The organism is Mangrovicoccus sp. HB161399 (assembly GCF_013184745.1).
Classification (GTDB): Bacteria; Pseudomonadota; Alphaproteobacteria; order Rhodobacterales; family Rhodobacteraceae; genus Mangrovicoccus.
In genome coordinates this window covers 1-16,665 of sequence record NZ_JAATVU010000099.1, presented here as the reverse complement: position 1 = coordinate 16,665, position 16,665 = coordinate 1, and the positions used below count along the sequence as shown (strand labels likewise).

17 protein-coding genes are annotated in these 16,665 nt (G+C 67.6%); 5 read left to right on the top strand and 12 right to left on the bottom strand.

Annotation, left to right across the window (positions count from 1 at the left end):
• The first annotated feature begins 267 nt into the window (after window positions 1–267).
• From HCC78_RS28725 to HCC78_RS28705, 5 genes are all read left to right on the top strand, one after another.
• A complete protein-coding gene (locus HCC78_RS28725) occupies window positions 268–1,431 on the top strand; it encodes a mandelate racemase/muconate lactonizing enzyme family protein (protein ID WP_172332184.1) in 1,164 nt (387 codons plus the stop codon).
• Between the two features lie 36 nt (window positions 1,432–1,467).
• Window positions 1,468–2,370, top strand: a complete 903-nt coding sequence (locus tag HCC78_RS28720) for a 5-dehydro-4-deoxyglucarate dehydratase (RefSeq protein WP_216671360.1) — start codon at window positions 1,468–1,470, stop codon at window positions 2,368–2,370.
• 88 nt (window positions 2,371–2,458) lie between these two features.
• Complete coding sequence (locus HCC78_RS28715) at window positions 2,459–3,391, top strand: 2-hydroxyacid dehydrogenase (protein ID WP_172332183.1); 933 nt, start codon at window positions 2,459–2,461, stop codon at window positions 3,389–3,391.
• 146 nt (window positions 3,392–3,537) lie between these two features.
• The gene (locus HCC78_RS28710; protein WP_172332182.1) at window positions 3,538–3,888 is read left to right on the top strand and encodes a hypothetical protein; all 351 of its coding nucleotides are present in this window, start codon (window positions 3,538–3,540) and stop codon (window positions 3,886–3,888) included.
• Window positions 3,885–5,975: a pyrroloquinoline quinone-dependent dehydrogenase gene (locus HCC78_RS28705; RefSeq protein WP_172332181.1), complete on the top strand. Its 2,091-nt coding sequence runs from the start codon at window positions 3,885–3,887 to the stop codon at window positions 5,973–5,975. The genes HCC78_RS28710 and HCC78_RS28705 overlap by 4 nt, the downstream gene beginning before the upstream one ends.
• A gap of 39 nt (window positions 5,976–6,014) precedes the next feature.
• Here the strand turns inward: HCC78_RS28705 and HCC78_RS28700 are convergent, their stop codons facing one another.
• The 12 genes from HCC78_RS28700 to HCC78_RS28645 all read right to left on the bottom strand — a co-directional run.
• Window positions 6,015–6,590: a peroxidase-related enzyme gene (locus HCC78_RS28700; protein ID WP_172332180.1), complete on the bottom strand. Its 576-nt coding sequence runs from the start codon at window positions 6,588–6,590 to the stop codon at window positions 6,015–6,017.
• A 3-nt stretch (window positions 6,591–6,593) separates the two neighbouring features.
• Window positions 6,594–7,073, bottom strand: a complete 480-nt coding sequence (locus HCC78_RS28695; protein ID WP_172332179.1) for a hypothetical protein — start codon at window positions 7,071–7,073, stop codon at window positions 6,594–6,596.
• Window positions 7,074–7,126: 53 nt separating this feature from the next.
• Window positions 7,127–7,849, bottom strand: a complete 723-nt coding sequence (locus tag HCC78_RS28690; protein WP_172332178.1) for an ABC transporter ATP-binding protein — start codon at window positions 7,847–7,849, stop codon at window positions 7,127–7,129.
• Complete coding sequence (locus tag HCC78_RS28685) at window positions 7,846–8,760, bottom strand: ABC transporter ATP-binding protein (RefSeq protein WP_172332177.1); 915 nt, start codon at window positions 8,758–8,760, stop codon at window positions 7,846–7,848. The genes HCC78_RS28690 and HCC78_RS28685 overlap by 4 nt, the downstream gene beginning before the upstream one ends.
• A 3-nt stretch (window positions 8,761–8,763) precedes the next feature.
• Window positions 8,764–10,605 carry an ABC transporter permease gene (locus HCC78_RS28680; protein ID WP_216671358.1) on the bottom strand — a complete coding sequence of 614 codons (1,842 nt, stop codon included), beginning with the start codon at window positions 10,603–10,605 and terminating at the stop codon, window positions 8,764–8,766.
• A gap of 23 nt (window positions 10,606–10,628) precedes the next feature.
• Entirely contained in the window at window positions 10,629–11,792 is a 1,164-nt protein-coding gene (locus HCC78_RS28675; protein ID WP_172332176.1) for an ABC transporter substrate-binding protein, read from the bottom strand.
• 55 nt (window positions 11,793–11,847) lie between these two features.
• A complete protein-coding gene (locus HCC78_RS28670) occupies window positions 11,848–13,014 on the bottom strand; it encodes an ABC transporter substrate-binding protein (RefSeq protein ID WP_172332175.1) in 1,167 nt (388 codons plus the stop codon).
• A 73-nt stretch (window positions 13,015–13,087) separates the two neighbouring features.
• Window positions 13,088–14,083, bottom strand: coding sequence for an aldo/keto reductase (locus HCC78_RS28665; RefSeq protein WP_172332174.1), 996 nt, complete (start codon window positions 14,081–14,083; stop codon window positions 13,088–13,090).
• A 3-nt stretch (window positions 14,084–14,086) separates the two neighbouring features.
• Window positions 14,087–15,622, bottom strand: a complete 1,536-nt coding sequence (locus tag HCC78_RS28660; protein ID WP_172332173.1) for an NAD(P)-binding domain-containing protein — start codon at window positions 15,620–15,622, stop codon at window positions 14,087–14,089.
• Window positions 15,623–15,866: 244 nt separating this feature from the next.
• A complete protein-coding gene (locus tag HCC78_RS28655) occupies window positions 15,867–16,070 on the bottom strand; it encodes a helix-turn-helix domain-containing protein (RefSeq protein WP_172332172.1) in 204 nt (67 codons plus the stop codon).
• Window positions 16,067–16,345: a hypothetical protein gene (locus HCC78_RS28650; RefSeq protein WP_172332171.1), complete on the bottom strand. Its 279-nt coding sequence runs from the start codon at window positions 16,343–16,345 to the stop codon at window positions 16,067–16,069. The genes HCC78_RS28655 and HCC78_RS28650 overlap by 4 nt, the downstream gene beginning before the upstream one ends.
• Window positions 16,345–16,665, bottom strand: a 321-nt coding sequence (locus HCC78_RS28645; RefSeq protein ID WP_216671357.1) for a hypothetical protein, incomplete at its 5' end; no start/stop codon positions are given. The genes HCC78_RS28645 and HCC78_RS28650, both read right to left, overlap by 1 nt.

Genomic DNA, 16,665 nt, shown 5'->3' with positions numbered 1-16,665 from the left:
CATGTTCGCCCAGACCCTCGTCCACATCAACGAGGCCGTGACGGGACTCCTCGGAGCAGCGTTCATAGCAGCAGCACTCGCGTCCTCGATACGCCACCGGCGGATGGAGGCGCGGGCCGCGGCAGAATAGCGGCCCCGACACGCAGACACCGCGGCCTTCCCTGTGCCGCGGACCGGTCGCCGCCCGGGGAGAGCGGCGGCCGGACCGGAAACCCCGTGCCCGCAGCGGCCGGACCCTGACATCGCCGACCCGGGAGGACAGGCACCATGACACGCGCGGAACGCATCTCCGTCACCACAACCGACCGGATCGCCGGGCTGAGGCTCAGCCATGTGGTCCAGCCGATCGCCAAGCCGGTCTCGGACGCCAAGGTCGCGACCGGCCGCCAGAGTCCGCTGGCCGCGGTCGACCTGCTGGTCGTCGAGATCGCCTCGGAGCAGGGGCTGACCGGGATGGGCTTTTCCTACACGCTCCGGGCGGGCGGCACGGCGCTGGCGGCGCTGGCGCGCGAGATCGGGCCGCTGCTGATCGGCGAGGATCCGAACCGGATCTCCTGGCTCTGGGACCGGCTGGCCTGGCGCACCAACTCGCTGGGCGAGGGCGGGGCGGCCGCGCAATGCATCGCCGCCTTCGACTCCGCGCTCTGGGATCTGAAGGCCAAGCGCGCCGGCATGCCGCTGGCGCATTTTCTGGGCGCCTACCGCGAGGCCGTCCCGGTCTACAACACTTCCGGCCAGTACCTGCAGGCGACCATCCCGGAAATGCGCGAGGGCGCCGAGGCGGCCATCGCCCGCGGCATCGGCGGCATCAAGATGAAGGTCGGCCAGCCCGACCGGGCCGAGGACATGCGCCGGATCGAGGCGCTCTGCGAGGTCACGGCCGGACGGGTCGCGCTGATGGTCGACGCCAACCAGCAATGGAGCCGCCCGCAGGCGCTGTCCTTCTCGCGCGAGATCGACGGGCTGGGCCTGGCCTTCATCGAGGAGCCGCTGGCCGCGCGCGACCATGAGGGCCATGGCGCGCTGGCCGCGCAGCTGGCCACGCCGGTTGCGACCGGCGAGATGCTGACCTCGGTGGCCGAGCACCGCGCGCTGATCCGCGCCGGCGGCTGCGGCTTCACCCAGGTCGACGCGCCGCGGATCGGCGGCATCACGCCCTTCCTGAAGGTGATGGCGCTGGCCGAGGAGGCCCGGATCGGCCTCGCCCCGCATTTCGTCATGGAGCAGCACATCCACCTGGCCGCCGCCTATCCGGGCGAGGTCTGGGTGGAGCATTTCGACTGGCTGGAGCCGCTCTTCGACGAGCGCCTCGCGATCGGCGACGGCTGCATCCACATCCCCGATGGCCCGGGCTTCGGCCTGACGCTGTCGGGCGAGGCCCGCGCGGCGACGCGGGACACGCATGTGATCGGCTCCATGCCGGCACTCTGAACGGGAGGAACCCCAATGCTCGACACCCGCCCCATGCTGGAAAACGACGACCTGAAGGAGAGAATCCGCACCGGCCTCCTGTCCTTTCCGGTCACGCCCTTCGACGGGAATGACGACTTCGCGCCGGGTCCGTTCCGCGCGCATCTGGAATGGCTCTCGGGCCATCCCTGCGCCGGGCTGATCGTGGCAGGCGGCACCGGCGAGCTGTTCTCGCTGACGCCTGCGGAAGTGGTCGAGATCGTCCGCACCGCAAAGGCGGCCGATCCCCAGCAGCCGGTGATCGCCGGCTGCGGCTACGGCACCAAGATGGCCTGCGAGATGGCCCAGGCGATCGAGGAGGCCGGCGGCGACGGGATCCTCCTGCTGCCGCACTACCTGATCGGCGCGCCGGCCGACGGGATCGAGGCGCGCATCGACGCGGTCTGCAAGTCCACGCGGATGGGCGTCATCGTCTACAACCGCGGCCAGGCGCGGGTGACCGCCGAGGCGCTGGAGCGGCTGGCCGATGCCAACCCCAACCTGATCGGCTTCAAGGACGGCACCGGCGACATCGACACGGTGCGCCGCGTGACCTTGGCCATGGGCGACCGGCTGAGCTATATCGGCGGCATGCCGACCCACGAGCTTTTCGCCCAGGCCTATCGCGGGGCGGGGATGCCGACCTATTCCTCGGCCGTGTTCAACTTCGTCCCGGGCACCGCGACCGAGTTCCACCAGGCCTTCACCAAGGGCGACGACGCCACCTGCGAGCGGCTCCTGAAGGAGTTCTACTATCCCTTCGCGAAGATCCGCGACCGCAAGACCGGCTATGCCGTTTCCGCGATCAAGGCGGGCGTGCGCCTGCGCGGCTTCGAGGCCGGACCGGTGCGCTCGCCGCTGACGGATCTCACCGGCGAGGAGATGGAAATGATGCAGGACCTGATCCGCGGCCGGACCTGATCCCTGACTGTCCCGAGAAGGCGGCCTCCCGGTTTTCCGGGGGGCCGCCGCCTGCTTTCCCGACCGACGACAAACGGATGTTGTAGCGATGACCAAGGTAGCCCTGCTCGAATATTTCCCGCCCGAAATCCGCCCGAAGCTCCGCGACCTCGCCGGGCCGGATCTGGAGCTGGTCTTCTGCGAGTCGAACGACGATGCCGACCGGGCGGCGGCGCTGCGGGGGGTGGAATACGCGCTGGTGCGGGCCGTCAAGATGCCCGCCGCGCTGCTCGATGCCGGGCCGGACCTGAAGATGATCCACCAATGGGGCACCGGCACCGACGGCATCCCGATCGCCGAAGCGAAGGCGCGGGGGCTCGCCATTGCCCGTTCGCCGGGGGTGAACGCGCCCTCGGTGGCCGACCTGACGCTGGCGCTGATGCTGGCCTGCCTGCGCCGGGTCTGCGTGGCGGACCGGCTGATCCGCGGCGGCGCCTGGGCGGAGCCGGACCTCTATGAAACCGGTCGCGACCTGACCGGGGCGGTGGTCGGTCTGGTCGGCTACGGCGCCATTGCGAAGGAGGTCGAGAAGCGGCTGAAGGGCTTCGATTGCGAGGTGCTGCATTCGCGCGCCTCGGGCGGGCCGGGCGCCACGCCCTTCGACGAGATGCTGCCCAAGGTCGACATCCTCAGCCTGCACGCGCCCTCGACCCCGGCGACGCGGCACCTGCTGAATGCGGAAACGCTGGGCCGGATGAAGCGCGGCGCGCTCGTGGTCAACACCGCCCGCGGCGACCTGATCGACGAGGCGGCGCTGGCCGGGGCCTTGAAGTCCGGCCAGATCGGCGCTGCCGGGCTCGACGCTTTCGACCCAGAGCCGCTGCTGCCGGATGCGCCGATCCGCAGCGCGCCCAACACCGTTTTCACCGCCCATGCCGGCGGGCGGACGCGGGACAATTTCGCCCGGATCGTGCGCCATTGGGCGGCCAATGTCCGCGCCCATGCGGCAGGCGAGCCGATCGATCCCGCCTTCCTGGTCTGAGGCGGCCTCACGGTTTCGTTCCTGCATCCATGAAACCTCCCGGGAACCGGCGCGTTGCCGCTCACACGGGGGCGGGTCCGATCCGCGCCCCGAGTGTTGCAGTCCGAGAGGTTTCCTTCGTGACAAATTCCACGGTTTCACGGCGCATGGGCGCCATTCTGATCTTCGCCGGCGGCCTCGCCGGCGCGGCCGTCGCCGCCTATGCCTATTTCGCTCCGCTGACCGGCGTCACCGGCACGCCCGGCGCGCTTCTGGTCGTCATCACGTCCATCCTCGTCCTTGCCGCGGCACTGGTGGTCGCGCTGATCGCCCCGCGCGGCTGGCGCAACCTCGTCCGCGCGCTGCTGGTCCTCGGCATTCTCGGCACCGCCGCCGCGGCCGCCTTCCTGCATGAATGGGTGCTGATCGCAGCCATGGGCGTCGCGCTGATCGGCTGGCTGATCGATGTCTTCACCCCGGCCCGCCGCGCCGCAGGCACGGAAGGAGCCCTGGCATGATCCGCAGCTTGCTCCTCCTCTCCACTGCCATGGCCCTGCCGTTCACGGGGATGGCCCGCGCCGCCGATGTCGTGACGCTCCGGCCGAGCGCCGTGCAGACCGGCCCCGGCGTGGCCGACATTTCCGACCCGGCCGCCAATGCCGCGTCCGACAATGCCATGGCCGCGGCGGCAGACGAGCCCGCCGTGTCCGATGATGATCCCGCCCCGGCCGCGCGCCCGGACGTGCCGCTGGTGCCGCAGCAGGCCACCTGGAACACCTTCCACGGCCAGCTCAACGCCCAGAAATATTCGCCGCTGTCAGAGATTACCGCAGACAATGTAGGGGACCTGAAGAAGGTCTGGGAGGTCCATACCGGCGACCTGTCCGACGGCTCGGGCGACACGGCCGAGACCGTCTGGTCTGCAACCCCGATCTTCGCCAATGACACGCTCTATCTCGGCACGCCGTTCTACCGCATCCTCGCGCTCGATCCGGCGACGGGGAAGGAGAAATGGAGCTTCGACACCAAGTCGGTGCTGAAGCCGCTGACCCAGCCCGCGCTCAAGAACCGCGGCGTCGCCTATTGGGAGGCCGCCGATCCGGTCGCGGGCGAGGCCTGCCAGAAGATCGTCTATCTCGGCACGATGGATGCGCGGCTCTTCGCGGTCGATGCCGATACCGGCAAGCCCTGCACCGATTTCGGCGACAACGGCGTCTTCGACACCAACCGCTTCAACGTGATGAACAACCACTTCCCGACCTCGCTCCTGCAGCCGCCGACCGTGGTGGGCGACCATGTCATCATGGGCTGGGCCGGCAGCGACTGGGACTGGGCAGAGGCACCTCCCGGCGCGGTTTTCTCGGTGAATGCCCGCACCGGCAAGCTGGAGTGGAAATTCGACACGATCCCCGAGGACGTGCGGTCGCAGACCGGCACGGCGAATGTCTGGACCGGCATGTCGGTGGACGAGAAGGCGGGGCTGGTCTACCTGCCCGTCGCCTCGCCCTCGCCGAACTACTGGGGCGGCAACCACAAGGATCCGATCCCCTTTGCCACCTCCACGACCGCGCTCGACATCGACACCGGGGAACCTGTCTGGTCGCGGCAATGGGTGCATCACGACATCTGGGACTATGACATCAACTCGGCGCCGACGCTGATGGACATCACGGTGGACGGCGAGCAGATCCCGGCGCTGATCCAGGCGACCAAGCAGGGCTTCCTCTTCGTGGTCAACCGCCTGACCGGCGAGGATGTCTGGCCGATCGAGGAACGTCCCGTCCCGCAGGGCGACGGCACAGTCGAGGGTGAGGTCTATTCCGCGACCCAGCCCTTCCCGACCAAGCCCGCGCCGCTTCTCGACCAGTCGAAGAAGCCGGAAGCCTGGTGGATCGCGGATCTGGTCAGCGGCGGGCAATGTTCCAAGCTGATCGACAGCCTTTCCTACGAGGGCATGTACACGCCGCCGACCACGAAGGAAGCAGGCGTGCTGACCTATCCCGACAGCTCGGGCGGGGTGCAGTGGGGCGGGGTGGCCTACGATCCGGAAAGCCAGACCGCCATCGTCAACTTTTCGCATATCCTGCAATACATCCAGCTCTATGACCGGCAGACCTACGAGAAGCTGAACCAGGGGAAGTCGGTCGGCGAGGGCGGCTTCCACCCGCAGCGCGGCGCGCCCTACGGAATGTCGCTGCATGTCGCGATGAACTGGGCGGGCATGCCCTGCTGGGAACCGCCCTATGGCGAGATCGCGGCGATCGACATGCACACGGGCGACATCAAGTGGAAGCGTCCGATCGGCGCCTCGCAGAAGTACGGCTTCTACATGCCCGAGAGCATGGGCTCGCCCACCATCGGCGGCCCGGCGGTGACGGCAGGCGGGGTGATCTTCATCGGCGCCTCGATGGACGCAAAGGTCCGCGCCTATGACATGGAGACCGGCGACGAGCTGTGGTCCGACAACGTCCAGGCCCCGGCGGTCTCGATTCCGGCGGTCTACGAATACAAGGGCAGGGAATACGTCGCCTTCACCGCGGGCGGCAACACGATCCTGAAGGACCAGGTCGGCGACGAGATCGCCGTCTACGCCCTGCCGGATTGAGGACAGGCTCCGGCCCGGGGCACGCCCGGGCCGGAATGCTCAGTTCTGGTATTGCGGCGCGCCGAGCGTCAGCATCAGCCGGTTCGCCCAGGCGAACATCGCCACCGCATTGGCGATGTCCATGATCTCCTCCGCCGTCATGCCCTCGGCCTTCAGAGCATCGACATGCGACTGGTCCGCCTTCGGCGGGGTCGCGGCCAGCGCGGTGGCGAAATCGGCGATGGCGCGCAGCCGGTCCGGCAGCTCCATGTCGAGCCCGGCATCGAGGAAGGCCTGCATCGTGGGCCGGTCCCTGGCGAAGCGGGAATAGAGCCGGGCATGCACCGAGGCGCAGAAGACGCAGCCGTTCAGCATGCTCTCCGCCGTGGCCGCGAATTCCTTCTCGGCGCGGCCCGCGCCCTCCTCGGAGTACATGATGGCGTTGAAGAGCCGCGAGCGTGCCAGCAGGGCCGCCGGGTCGCGCACCAGCGTCAGGTAGTATTCATGCGTCTTGGCGACCGGGTCGGATTCCTCCAGCACCGCGATCTGCTCCTCCGAGCAGTCCTCCAGCACCATCGGATCGCTCCAGGATTTCCATTCCAGCATCTTCATCGTGAAGGGGATGGTCTCTGCCATGGCTCAGGCTCCGAGCAGGCGCAGCATGTGGGCGGCGCGCAGTTGGTGGGAAAGATAGGCCGTCAGCTGCGAGACGGCGATCACGCCATCCTCGCTGACGCCCGCGGCGCGCAGCTCGTCCAGCTTGGCAGTGGAGCCTTCGGCCGGCGCGAAGGTCAGCATCTTGGCGTGTGCCATCAGCGCGGCCAGACGCGGGTCTTCGGCATTGCCGCCCGTGGCCGCGGCGACCTCGGCCTCGCTGGCCCCGGCGGCAGCGGCGGTCTCCGAATAGAGCGCCACGGCACCGGCATCCTCGTGCCAGGCGGCGACGGCAAGGGCGACAAGGTGCTTCTCGGCCATGCCCAGATGCGGCGAGGACCCCTCGCCCAGCAAGGCCTCCTGCGAGGCCTCCATTGCGGCGGCGACGGCGGGGCGCGCGGCAGCCAGCTCCGATCCCGCGCCGCCGGTCAGGCGGGCGAGCGTGTCCTTGGTTTCGTCAAGCATGATGGTCCTCTCGGGAATGTCCCGGGGACGGCGCGCAGCCGCCCCCGCATGTCTCAGGCGGCGGTGTCGCCCAGATAGGCCGACCGGATGCGCGGATCGGCAAGAAGATCGCCGGCCGGGCCCTCGAGCACGATCCGGCCGGTCTGCAGCACGTAGCCGTAATCGGCGATGCTCAGCGCCATGGAGGCGTTCTGTTCGACCATGAAGACCGAGACGCCGGTCTGGCGCACGGTGGCGATCAGCTCCAGCACGCGGTCGACGAAGAGGGGCGACAGCCCCATCGTGGGTTCGTCCATGCAGATGAGCTTGGGACGCGCCATCAGCGCGCGGGCCATGGCGACCATCTGCTGCTCGCCCCCCGACATGGTCCCGGCCTTCTGGCCGAGCCGCTGTTTCAGCCGGGGGAAGAGGTCGAGGACCTTCTCGTAATCCTCGTCGATGCCGGGCTTGTCGCTGCGGGCATAGGCGCCCATCAGCAAGTTTTCCCGCACGGTCATGTCGCCGAAGAGGCGCCGCGCCTCGGGCACGGTGGCGATGCCCGCGCGGACGATCTCGGGCGTCGGCAGGCCGGTGATGTCCCGGCCCTCCATGGTGACCTTGCCCGATTTCGGCACCTGCAGGCCGAGGATGGTCTTCATCGTCGTCGACTTGCCCGAGGCATTGCCGCCGAGAAGGCAGACGATGGCATTCTCGGGCACGGTCAGGGACAGGTCGAAATGCACCTGCACCGGGCCATAGAAGGAATTGACGTTTTCCAGCTGGAGAAGCGGTTTCATGCCTCTGCACCTCCTGTCCGGCCGATCCGTCCTTGGGTGGGACCGGCGGTGATGACTTCCTGCGGCTCGGCATTGTCTCGGGCGGCGGGACGGGCGCCGCCGATCGAGGAATGGCCGAGATAGGCCTCGATCACCTTCGGATCGTGGCGCACCTCCGAGGGCGTGCCATGCGAGATGACCTTGCCGTCATCCATCGCCATCACCCGGTCCGACAGCTGCATGACCATGTTGAGCTTGTGCTCGATCAGCAGGATCGTGCGCCCTTCGGCCTTCAGTCCGGCGATGATCTCCTGCATCTCGGCGGTCTCGCTCTCGTTCATGCCGGCGGTCGGCTCGTCGAGGATCAGGATGCGCGGATGCAGGGCCAGGGCGCGGGCGATCTCCACCCGGCGGCGGTTGGCGTAGCTCAGCGTATAGGTCGGATTGTCGGTCCGTGGCGTCAGCCGTTCGCCGAAAGTGGCGATGATGGCGCGGGCCTCCTCGCGCATCGCCTCTTCCTCCTCGCGCACGGCCTTCGGCTGGATCAGCGCCTTGCCGAGTTCCAGCACCGGGCCGATGACGGGGACGGTGGAGCGCGCCGCCTTCATCCGCACATGGCAGCCGATCAGGACGTTATCCATCACGGTGAGGTTGCCGAAGACCCGCCCGTGCTGGAAGGTCCGCGCGACCCCAATTTCTGCCATCTTGTGCGGCGAGAGATTGGTGATGTCGCGGCCTTCCAGCGTGACCTTGCCGCCATCCATCCGGTCCTGGCCGGAGATCAGGTTGAAGAGCGTGGTCTTGCCGGCGCCGTTCGGTCCGATCACCGAGAGGAACTCGCCCTCGGCCACATGGAGGTCCACCCCGTCGACGGCGGTGATGCCCCCGAAGCGCCGGGTGATCCCGGTCGCGGTCAGTATCGGTTCGGCCATGGTTCAGCCACTCCCCAGAAGGCCCTGCGGGCGGAAACGGATCAGGATGACGAGCGCCGCGCCGTAGAACAGCATCCGGTACTCGGCGAGGGTGCGGAACATCTCGGGCAGGGCGGCGACGAGGATGGCGCCGAGGATCGCGCCGGAGACATTGCCCAGCCCGCCGAGAATGGCCATCGTCAGGATCAGCACCGAGAAGAGCAGGTTGAAGCTGTCATAGTTGATGAAGCTCCACTGATGCGCAGTGACGGCCCCGGCGATGCCTGCGGTGAAGCCCGCGAAGCCGAAGGCCAGCCCCTTGTAGTAGTTCGAGGAAACGCCGTAGGTCTCGGCCGCGACGGTATCCTCGCGGATCGCCTTCCAGGTGCGGCCCAGATGCGATTTCAGGAGCCGCACCTGAAGCCCGGCCATGCCCAGCATCAGCGCCAGAACGAACCAGTAGCTCGCCTTCGTGCCATAGAGCGGCAGGCCGAAGATCTCCAGGGGCGGGATGGCGAAGACGCCGAGCGCGCCATTGGTCACGCCCTCCCAGTTCAGGATCACCAGCGCGACGATCTCGCCCAGGGCCAGCGTGCCGATGGCGACGTAATGGCCGCGCAGCCGGAAGGCCGGATAGGCCAGCGCCGTGCCGATCAGCGCCGCCGCCGCGCCGCCGATGACGATGCCCAGAGACACCGGCAGGCCCTTGGTCGTCAGCAGGGCCGAGGCATAGGCGCCGATGGCCACCAGCGCGGCATGGCCGATCGAGACCAGCCCCACCGTGCCCGAGACCAGCGTCAGCGCCAGTGCCGCGAGCCCGTAGAGATAGGCGTTGGTCATGACCTGGGTGATGTAGGGCATGTTTGCCATCGGCAGGATGACCGCCACGCCGATCAGCACCCAGATCAGCGGCCTCGGCAGGGTGATCGCCTTGGTCTGGGTGACGAAGGTGCCGGTCATCGGCTCGGCCGCGCGTTCCTTGCCGCGGGCGAAGATGCCGTTCGGGCGGAAGAGCAGCATCACGAGGAGCAGCACGAAGGCGAAGAGGTTGCGATAGCTCGCCCCGAAGAGCCCGATGCCCCAGCTTTCGATCAGCCCCAGGATCAGGCCCCCGCCGATCGCGCCCGGGACATTGGCCATGCCGCCGATGACGATGGCGACCATGCCCTTCAGCATCATCTGGAAGGAGGCGTTGGGGTCGATCGAGTTGTAGTAGAGCCCGACCAGCAGACCGGCAATGCCGCCCAGGGCGCCGGCGATGCCGAAGACGGTCATGTTCACCGCGTTGATGTTCACGCCCATCTGCTTGGCCGCGTCGTCATCCTGCGCGGTGGCTCGGACTGCCATGCCGAGCTTCGTGCGGAAGAGGAAGGCATAGAGCGCGGCGGCGGAGATGACGGCGGTGGCGAAGATCGTGATGTCGATGGCGCCGATCGTGCCGTTGCCGACGGCGATGCGCCAGTCCGGGATGTTCGCGGGCAGCGCGCGGGGCGTCGGCGAGAACACGATATGGATGATCTGGTCCAGCATAAGCGCGACGCCGATGGTGGCCAGCAAGGGCGCGATGCGCGACTGCCGGTTCAGGGGCCGGATCGCCAGCCACTCGATCAGCGCGCCGACCCCGCCCGAGACGGCAGCCACCGCGACGATGGTCACGCCGAGCGGCAGGCCCAGCCCGACGAGACAGGTCCAGCCGATATAGGCGCCCACGGTGAAAACGGCCCCGTGGGCGAAGTTGATCAGGTTGGCGACGCCGAAGATCAGCGCCAGGCCCACCGCCATCAGCGCGTAGATCGAGCCGATGACCAGCCCCGAGATCGAATAGTCGAGCCAGGGCATGGAGATGAGGGAGGAGAGGAACTCCATTCAGTTGCTCCTGTTGCCGCCGGTCACTGGCCGGCTCCGGAATAGGGGACGTAGCCGCCATCCATGACGACCAGCTCGGTCACCGAGGGATTGGAGATGCGGCGGGTCTCGGGGTCGAAGGAGACCTCGGGGAAGATGACGCTTTCGAGGCCCGAGATCTGGCCGAGCCCGTCCCTGATGTCGTCGCGGCCGGTGCCGTATTGGCGCATCACCGCGGCGAGCAGGTTGAACGTGTCATAGGCCATGGCCGAGAAATGCGACGGTGCGCTGCCATATTCGGCCTCGAAGGCGGCGACGAAATCCTGCACCATGGGGCGGGGCGACATCGGCGCGAAGTTCATCGCCGTATGCACGCCGTTCCCGGCCTCGCCCGCCAGTTCCACGAATTCCGGCGAGTTGGCCCCTGCGGCGAAGACCGTCTGCTCCATGCCCAGATCGCGCAGCTGCCGCACGATCAGCGCGGCATCGTTGTAGTAGCTGACCAGCATGATCCCGTCGGGGGCGGCATCGCGGACCCGGACCAGCGTCGCGCGGAAATCCTTCTCGTCGCCCAGATAGGCCTCCTCGGCGACGATCTCGGCCCCCAGATCCGTCGCGGCGGCGGTGAAGAGATCCTTCGAGGTCTTGCCCCAGTCGGTGTTGAGATACATCACCGCGATCTTCTGCATGCCAAGGTCTTCGACCACATGGCGCGCGACCAGCGGCTGTTCCTCGCTCTGCGGCACGTTGTTCGACCACATGTAGTCGCCGGTCCTGGTGAAGTCGGGATGCGAGTTGGTGAAGCCGAACTGCACCAGCCCGCCCCTCTGGTAGAGCGGCGAGGCGGCCATCGAGGAGGTCGAGGAGAAGTCCCCGACCTCCACCGCGATCTTGGGATCGGCGATGAATTTCTGCGCGATGGCGATGGTCTGCCGCGGATCGTTCTGGCTGTCCTCGAAGACATAGGCCAGCGGCCGGCCGTCGATGCCGCCATTCGCGTTGATCTTCGCCAGCGCCAGGTCGAAGCCCTGCTTCCACTGCGCGCCGTATTGCGCATGCGGGCCGGTGACCGGGCCCGAGACGCCGATAAAGACGGGGGCGGGCGGGCTGTCCGCATGCGCCCCCGCCGCCGTCGTGACCATGGCCGCAAGCGCAATCCGCCCGAAGGCCCGGCGGCTCAGCGCCGCCCGTTCCCTGAACAAGCTCAAATTGTCATCCTTTCGCTGCCGGACCGCAGTCCGGACCGCCGCGCTGCTGGCGCGCTCAGCCCTGTTCGGGCGTGTAGATGGTGAATGCGCCGTCCTTGACGACGATCGGCGTGACCTCGGGACCCGAAACGCGCCGGGTTTCCGGATCGAAGGAGACGGTTTCGAACAGGACCGAGGAAATGCCGGAGATCTTTCCGAGCCCGTCCTTGATCTCTTCGCGCCCGGTGCCGTATTCGCGCATCACGGCGGCGAGGATGTTGAAGGCGTCATAGGCCAGCGCGTTGAAATGGTTCGGTTCCTCGCCGTACTTGTCGAGGAAGCCCTGGCGGAACTCGACCACTTCGGGGCGCGGCGACTGGGGCGCGTAGTAGACCGAGGTGAAGACGCCCTCGGCAGCATCGCCGGCCAGTTCGAGGAAGTCCGGCGAATAGATCGATCCGGTTGCCAGGATCGGCACGTCGATGCCGAGATCGCGCAGCTGCCGCACGATCAGCGCGCCGTCGGAATAGTAGCTTTCCAGCATGATCCCGTCCGGCGCGGCATCGCGCAGGCGCACCAGCGTGGCGCGGAAATCCTTCTCGTCGGCCAGGTAGCCCTCGGCTGCCACGATTTCCGCGCCCATCTCTTCGGCGGCGGAGGCGAAGAGGTCCTTCGACGTCTTGCCCCAGTCGGTGTTCAGGTACATGACGCCGATCTTCTTCAGCCCAAGCGTGTTCACCGCGAAATCGGCATAGAGCGGCTGTTCCTGGCTCTGCGGTATCGAGTTCGACCACATGTAGTCGCCGGTCTTGGTGAAATCCGGGTGCGAGTTGGTGAAGCCGAACTGCACCAGTCCGCCGCGCTGGTAGAGCGGCGAGGCCGCCATCGAGGAGGTCGAGGAGAAATCGCCCGCCTCGGCCACGATCTTGGGATCGGCAATGAATTTCTGCGCGATGGCGATGGTCTGGCGCGGATCGTTCTGGCTGTCCTCGAAGATGTATTCCAGCGGCCGGCCGTTGATGCCGCCCTCGCCGTTGATCTTGTCGAGCGCCAGGTCGAAGCCCTGCACCCAGAGCGCGCCGTATTGCGCATGCAGCCCGGTCTTGGGGCCAGAAACGCCGATATAGACCGGCTCGCCCGAGGTCTGGGCGAAGGCGGGCAGGGCGGCGGTCAGCATGGTGGCTCCCGCGAGCGCGCCGAAGCCGCGGCGGGTGAAGGTGGGAAGCGACCGTTTGGTGGTCATCTGGCGTTTCCTTTTCCTGTTGGACAGTTGCTGGGTCCGCCGCGCGATCTTCGCCGCGTCGGCAGGGGGGCGGTCAGTTGACCGAAGGGTTGCCGCTGGCCTTGTCCAGATCGGCAAGGATTTCGGCATCGAGCACCAGCTCGGCGGCGCCGAAGAGGTCTTCGAGCTGCGCCATGGAGGTGGCGGAGGTGATCGGCGCGGCAACGGTGCGCTGTGCCATCGCCCAAGCCAGCGCGACCTGTGCAGGCGTGCCGCCGGTGCGCGCCGCCGCGCGGTCGAGCGCGGCAAGGATGCGGAAGCCGCGGGGGTTGAGGTATTTCTCCACGTCGCCGCCGCGGGCGCGGTTCTTCGCCAGGTCGTCCTCGGTGCGGTACTTGCCGGTCAGGAAGCCGCTCGCGAGCGAGAAATAGCTGATCACGGAGACGCCGCGCTCGTGGCAGATTTCCTCCAGGGAGCCCTCGTAGCCCCATTCGAATTCGCTGCGGTCATAGAGGTTGTAGTTCGGCTGCAGCGTCTGGAACTTCGGCAGGCCGTTGGCCTCGGCGAAATCGAGCATCTGCTTCAGCCGCGGCGACAGGAAGTTCGAGGCGCCGACATAGCGGACCTTGCCCTCGCGGATCAGCTGGTCATAGGCGCCCAGAATCTCCTCGGGCTGGGTCACGAGGTCGTCGCGATGCGCCTGGTAGAGGTCGATCCGGTCGGTCTTCAGCCGTTTCAGGCTGTCCTCGACCGTCTTCAGGATATGCGCCTTCGACAGCCCGCCGCCGCCCGGCGTGCGCGGCGAGCCGCATTTGGTCGCCAGCACGATCTTGTCGCGGTTGCCCTTGGCGATCCAGTTGCCGAGGATCGTCTCGGACTCGCCGCCCTTGTTGCCCGGCAGCCAGAAGGAATAGAGATCGGCGGTGTCGACGCAGTTGAAGCCGCGATCGGTGAAGGCATCCAGCAGCCGGTGCGACATCGCCTCGTCGCAGGTCCAGCCGAAGACGGCCCCGCCGAAGACCATCGGCGCGATATGCAGATCGCTGTCTCCGAGGCGACGCAGTTCCGGGCGGGTGAGGGTCTCGGTCATGGCTCAGCGTCCTGTGCGGTTCACGTAGTCGGGGGCGTAGAAGGGGGTGGTCTGCATCTCGTGCTCGTCTTCCCAGTCCTGCAGCTCGGCGAAGAGCTGGTCGAAATCCTCGGCGAAGAGCTTCTGCACCAGACCGGTCACCAGCCGCGCAGGCGCGATGTCGAGCGAGGGAATGTCCGAGGCCATGGTGCCGGTCGACAGGTAGGTGGCGTTGTTGAAGAGGTGGATGCGCGACAGGTCCGCGCCGTCCTTGCCGATCAGCTCGAAATCCCGCCCGACATAGGGCGCGCGGCCCATGCCGGGATGGGCCAGCTCCGCGGGCGGCTGGTAGCAATCCGACCAGAGCGCGACATCGGGGAAGATCGAGGCGAAGAGCGGTTCCGCCGACAGGTCGGTGCGGAAGCCGGTGCCCAGGATCAGGAAATCGTAGAGGCCGGAAGGGCCGTGCTCCGTCTCCAGCCGCACCTGGCCGCCCTCGCGGGTGGCGCTCATCGCGCCGCAGGAGAAATGCGCCGAAAACCCCGGCATCCGGGTCGTGCGCAGGATGGTCTCGTGCGGCGGCGGCGCGCCCATGCTGTCCATGTACCAGGTCAGCCGCCAGCGGTCGGCATCGGGCAGGGCGAGCCAGCCCTCCATCCAGGCAATGCCCGAGGCCGGGCGGCCCTTGTTGAGCTGCGGCACGGCCTTGCGGCGGGCGACCATCTCGACCGAGGCCGCGCCCTGTTCCAGCGCCGTCGCGGCATTGTCCCAGGCCGAGGAGCCGGTGCCGATCACCGCGATCTTCTTGCCGCGCAGCGCGCCGAAGTCGATCGCGTCCGAAGTATGCGCGGCGAGATCCGGCAGCAGGTCCTCGGCGACGCCCGGCACGCGGGCCGGTCCGCCCGATCCGATCCGGCCATTCGCCACCACCGCGCGGCGGGCGCAGAGCGTCGAGCCGTCGGCCAGCGCGACCTCGACATGGTCTCCGGCCTGGCGCAGATCCACCGCCTCTGCGCGGTTCCTGACCGGCAGGTCCAGCACGCGGCGCACCCAGACCAGGTAGTCCTGCCAGACGCCGTTCGGGATCTTGTAGAGCCGGTTCCAGGCGGCATCGCCATGGGCGGCGCGGTGCCAGCTCTGGAAGGTCATCGCCGGAACGCCGAAGCAGATGCCGGGATGGAATTTCGGGCTGCGCAGCGTCGGCATGCGCGCATAGGTGACCCAGGGCCCCTCGCGGCCCTCTTCCGCCTTGTCGAGGATCAGGAAATTCGTGATGCCGTTGAGCTTCAGCGCGGCGCCGATGCCGGTGCCGTACTGGCCGGCACCGATCACCAGCACATCCAGCATCGCCGAACCGTCCGGCCCCGGATGCGGCCTTGTCCACTCCTTCCGCGGCAGGCAGAGCCGTGCCAGCTGTTCCCTCAGCTCCGCTTCCAGGGCGGGCAGCCCTGCCGGGCTCACGGCCCGCGCGGCGGCCTCGCCCCAGGTATCGGCCAGCGCCGAAGGGTCGGTGGCGGGGACGGCGAAGTCCAGCGCGGTGACAGGGGAGGTCGTGTTCATGCCAATCCTTTCCGGCGGAAATGGAAACCCGTATCCGCCCGGGGCGGGGGCCGCGGCCCCGGCGTGCACTCCGGACAGGATCAGGCTATGTCCGATGTAAGGAAATTTTTTTGCGACTTTGCAGGGCCCGGATTGTTTTGCAGGCGCAGAATTTCGCTGCAGCTGCAAAATGCGCAGAATTCTTTCATGCTGGGCGCATGATGCGTGCACTTTTGAAATCGCGTAAGCATCGGTAATAAAACAACTAGACAGCTTCGCTGTTAGTCTGGTCCCCCATCTGGTCCCCCAGTCCGTCGATGTAGTCCGAGACCTCGGAAACGCGCAGCAGCGCGCAGCCGCCGACTTTTCGAATCGAAATGTGACCTGCCCGAGCCCAGCGATAGATGGTCGACGGCGAGACCCCAAATCGGTCTTGGGCCTCGTATACGCGGCAGAAAATTGCGCTCATTCCCCATCTCTCCCCATCATCTCGAACGGATAGCCGTCTGCAGTGCAGATGCTGGGCAAGCCTTCCCGAGCCAGGGAGGCGCGAGCGTCTTCCTCCAGAACTGTCCTGAGGTCCGCCCGGTCCTTCTGGGGGACGCGCGTGGTGACCTCCCATATCGTCCAGCACGCCCAGCTTGGCAGGTTGCATTTCTGGCAGGTGGGGCCTTCGCCATAGAAGGCGCGCCGCTCCTGCGCGTCCTCCGTCGTGAGCCAGGCCGGAAGTTCTGCGGCAGCCATCAGATCAGCCCTCCCGCCCTGAGCGCCTCGATGTCGCGCTGGATCGTCGTCACCGGAGCATCAAGCGCGGCGGCGATCGTGGCGTGCGGCGTGTCGGGATCGCGCTGCAGGGTGGCCAGCACGGCTTCCCTGCGGGCGCGGAGCAGTTCATTGCTGCCGCCCATGACTCGGCGGACATCGCCTGTTCCTGTCGTCCGACCGCAGCGCGCGTTGTACTCGGCGAAGGACCGGCGCTGGAAGTCCGTCGGCGTCTCTTTCGCGCGCTCGTCTTCCGGCTCCGGCGGCTGGTGGCGGATCAGGCTCCGCTCTAGCTCGGCGAA

Bases quoted from the DNA above. Each gene is read 5' to 3' on its own strand.
- HCC78_RS28695 (WP_172332179.1), bottom strand. From the start codon at position 7,073: ATGCTTGACGAAACCAAGGACACGCTCGCCCGCCTGACCGGCGGCGCG.
- HCC78_RS28685 (WP_172332177.1), bottom strand. From the start codon at position 8,760: ATGGCCGAACCGATACTGACCGCGACCGGGATCACCCGGCGCTTCGGG.
- HCC78_RS28670 (WP_172332175.1), bottom strand. From the start codon at position 13,014: ATGACCACCAAACGGTCGCTTCCCACCTTCACCCGCCGCGGCTTCGGC.
- HCC78_RS28715 (WP_172332183.1), top strand. From the start codon at position 2,459: ATGACCAAGGTAGCCCTGCTCGAATATTTCCCGCCCGAAATCCGCCCG.
- HCC78_RS28725 (WP_172332184.1), top strand. From the start codon at position 268: ATGACACGCGCGGAACGCATCTCCGTCACCACAACCGACCGGATCGCC.
- HCC78_RS28680 (WP_216671358.1), bottom strand. From the start codon at position 10,605: ATGGAGTTCCTCTCCTCCCTCATCTCCATGCCCTGGCTCGACTATTCG.
- HCC78_RS28655 (WP_172332172.1), bottom strand. From the start codon at position 16,070: ATGAGCGCAATTTTCTGCCGCGTATACGAGGCCCAAGACCGATTTGGG.
- HCC78_RS28710 (WP_172332182.1), top strand. From the start codon at position 3,538: ATGGGCGCCATTCTGATCTTCGCCGGCGGCCTCGCCGGCGCGGCCGTC.
- HCC78_RS28690 (WP_172332178.1), bottom strand. From the start codon at position 7,849: ATGAAACCGCTTCTCCAGCTGGAAAACGTCAATTCCTTCTATGGCCCG.
- HCC78_RS28660 (WP_172332173.1), bottom strand. From the start codon at position 15,622: ATGAACACGACCTCCCCTGTCACCGCGCTGGACTTCGCCGTCCCCGCC.
- HCC78_RS28650 (WP_172332171.1), bottom strand. From the start codon at position 16,345: ATGGCTGCCGCAGAACTTCCGGCCTGGCTCACGACGGAGGACGCGCAG.
- HCC78_RS28705 (WP_172332181.1), top strand. From the start codon at position 3,885: ATGATCCGCAGCTTGCTCCTCCTCTCCACTGCCATGGCCCTGCCGTTC.
- HCC78_RS28700 (WP_172332180.1), bottom strand. From the start codon at position 6,590: ATGGCAGAGACCATCCCCTTCACGATGAAGATGCTGGAATGGAAATCC.
- HCC78_RS28665 (WP_172332174.1), bottom strand. From the start codon at position 14,083: ATGACCGAGACCCTCACCCGCCCGGAACTGCGTCGCCTCGGAGACAGC.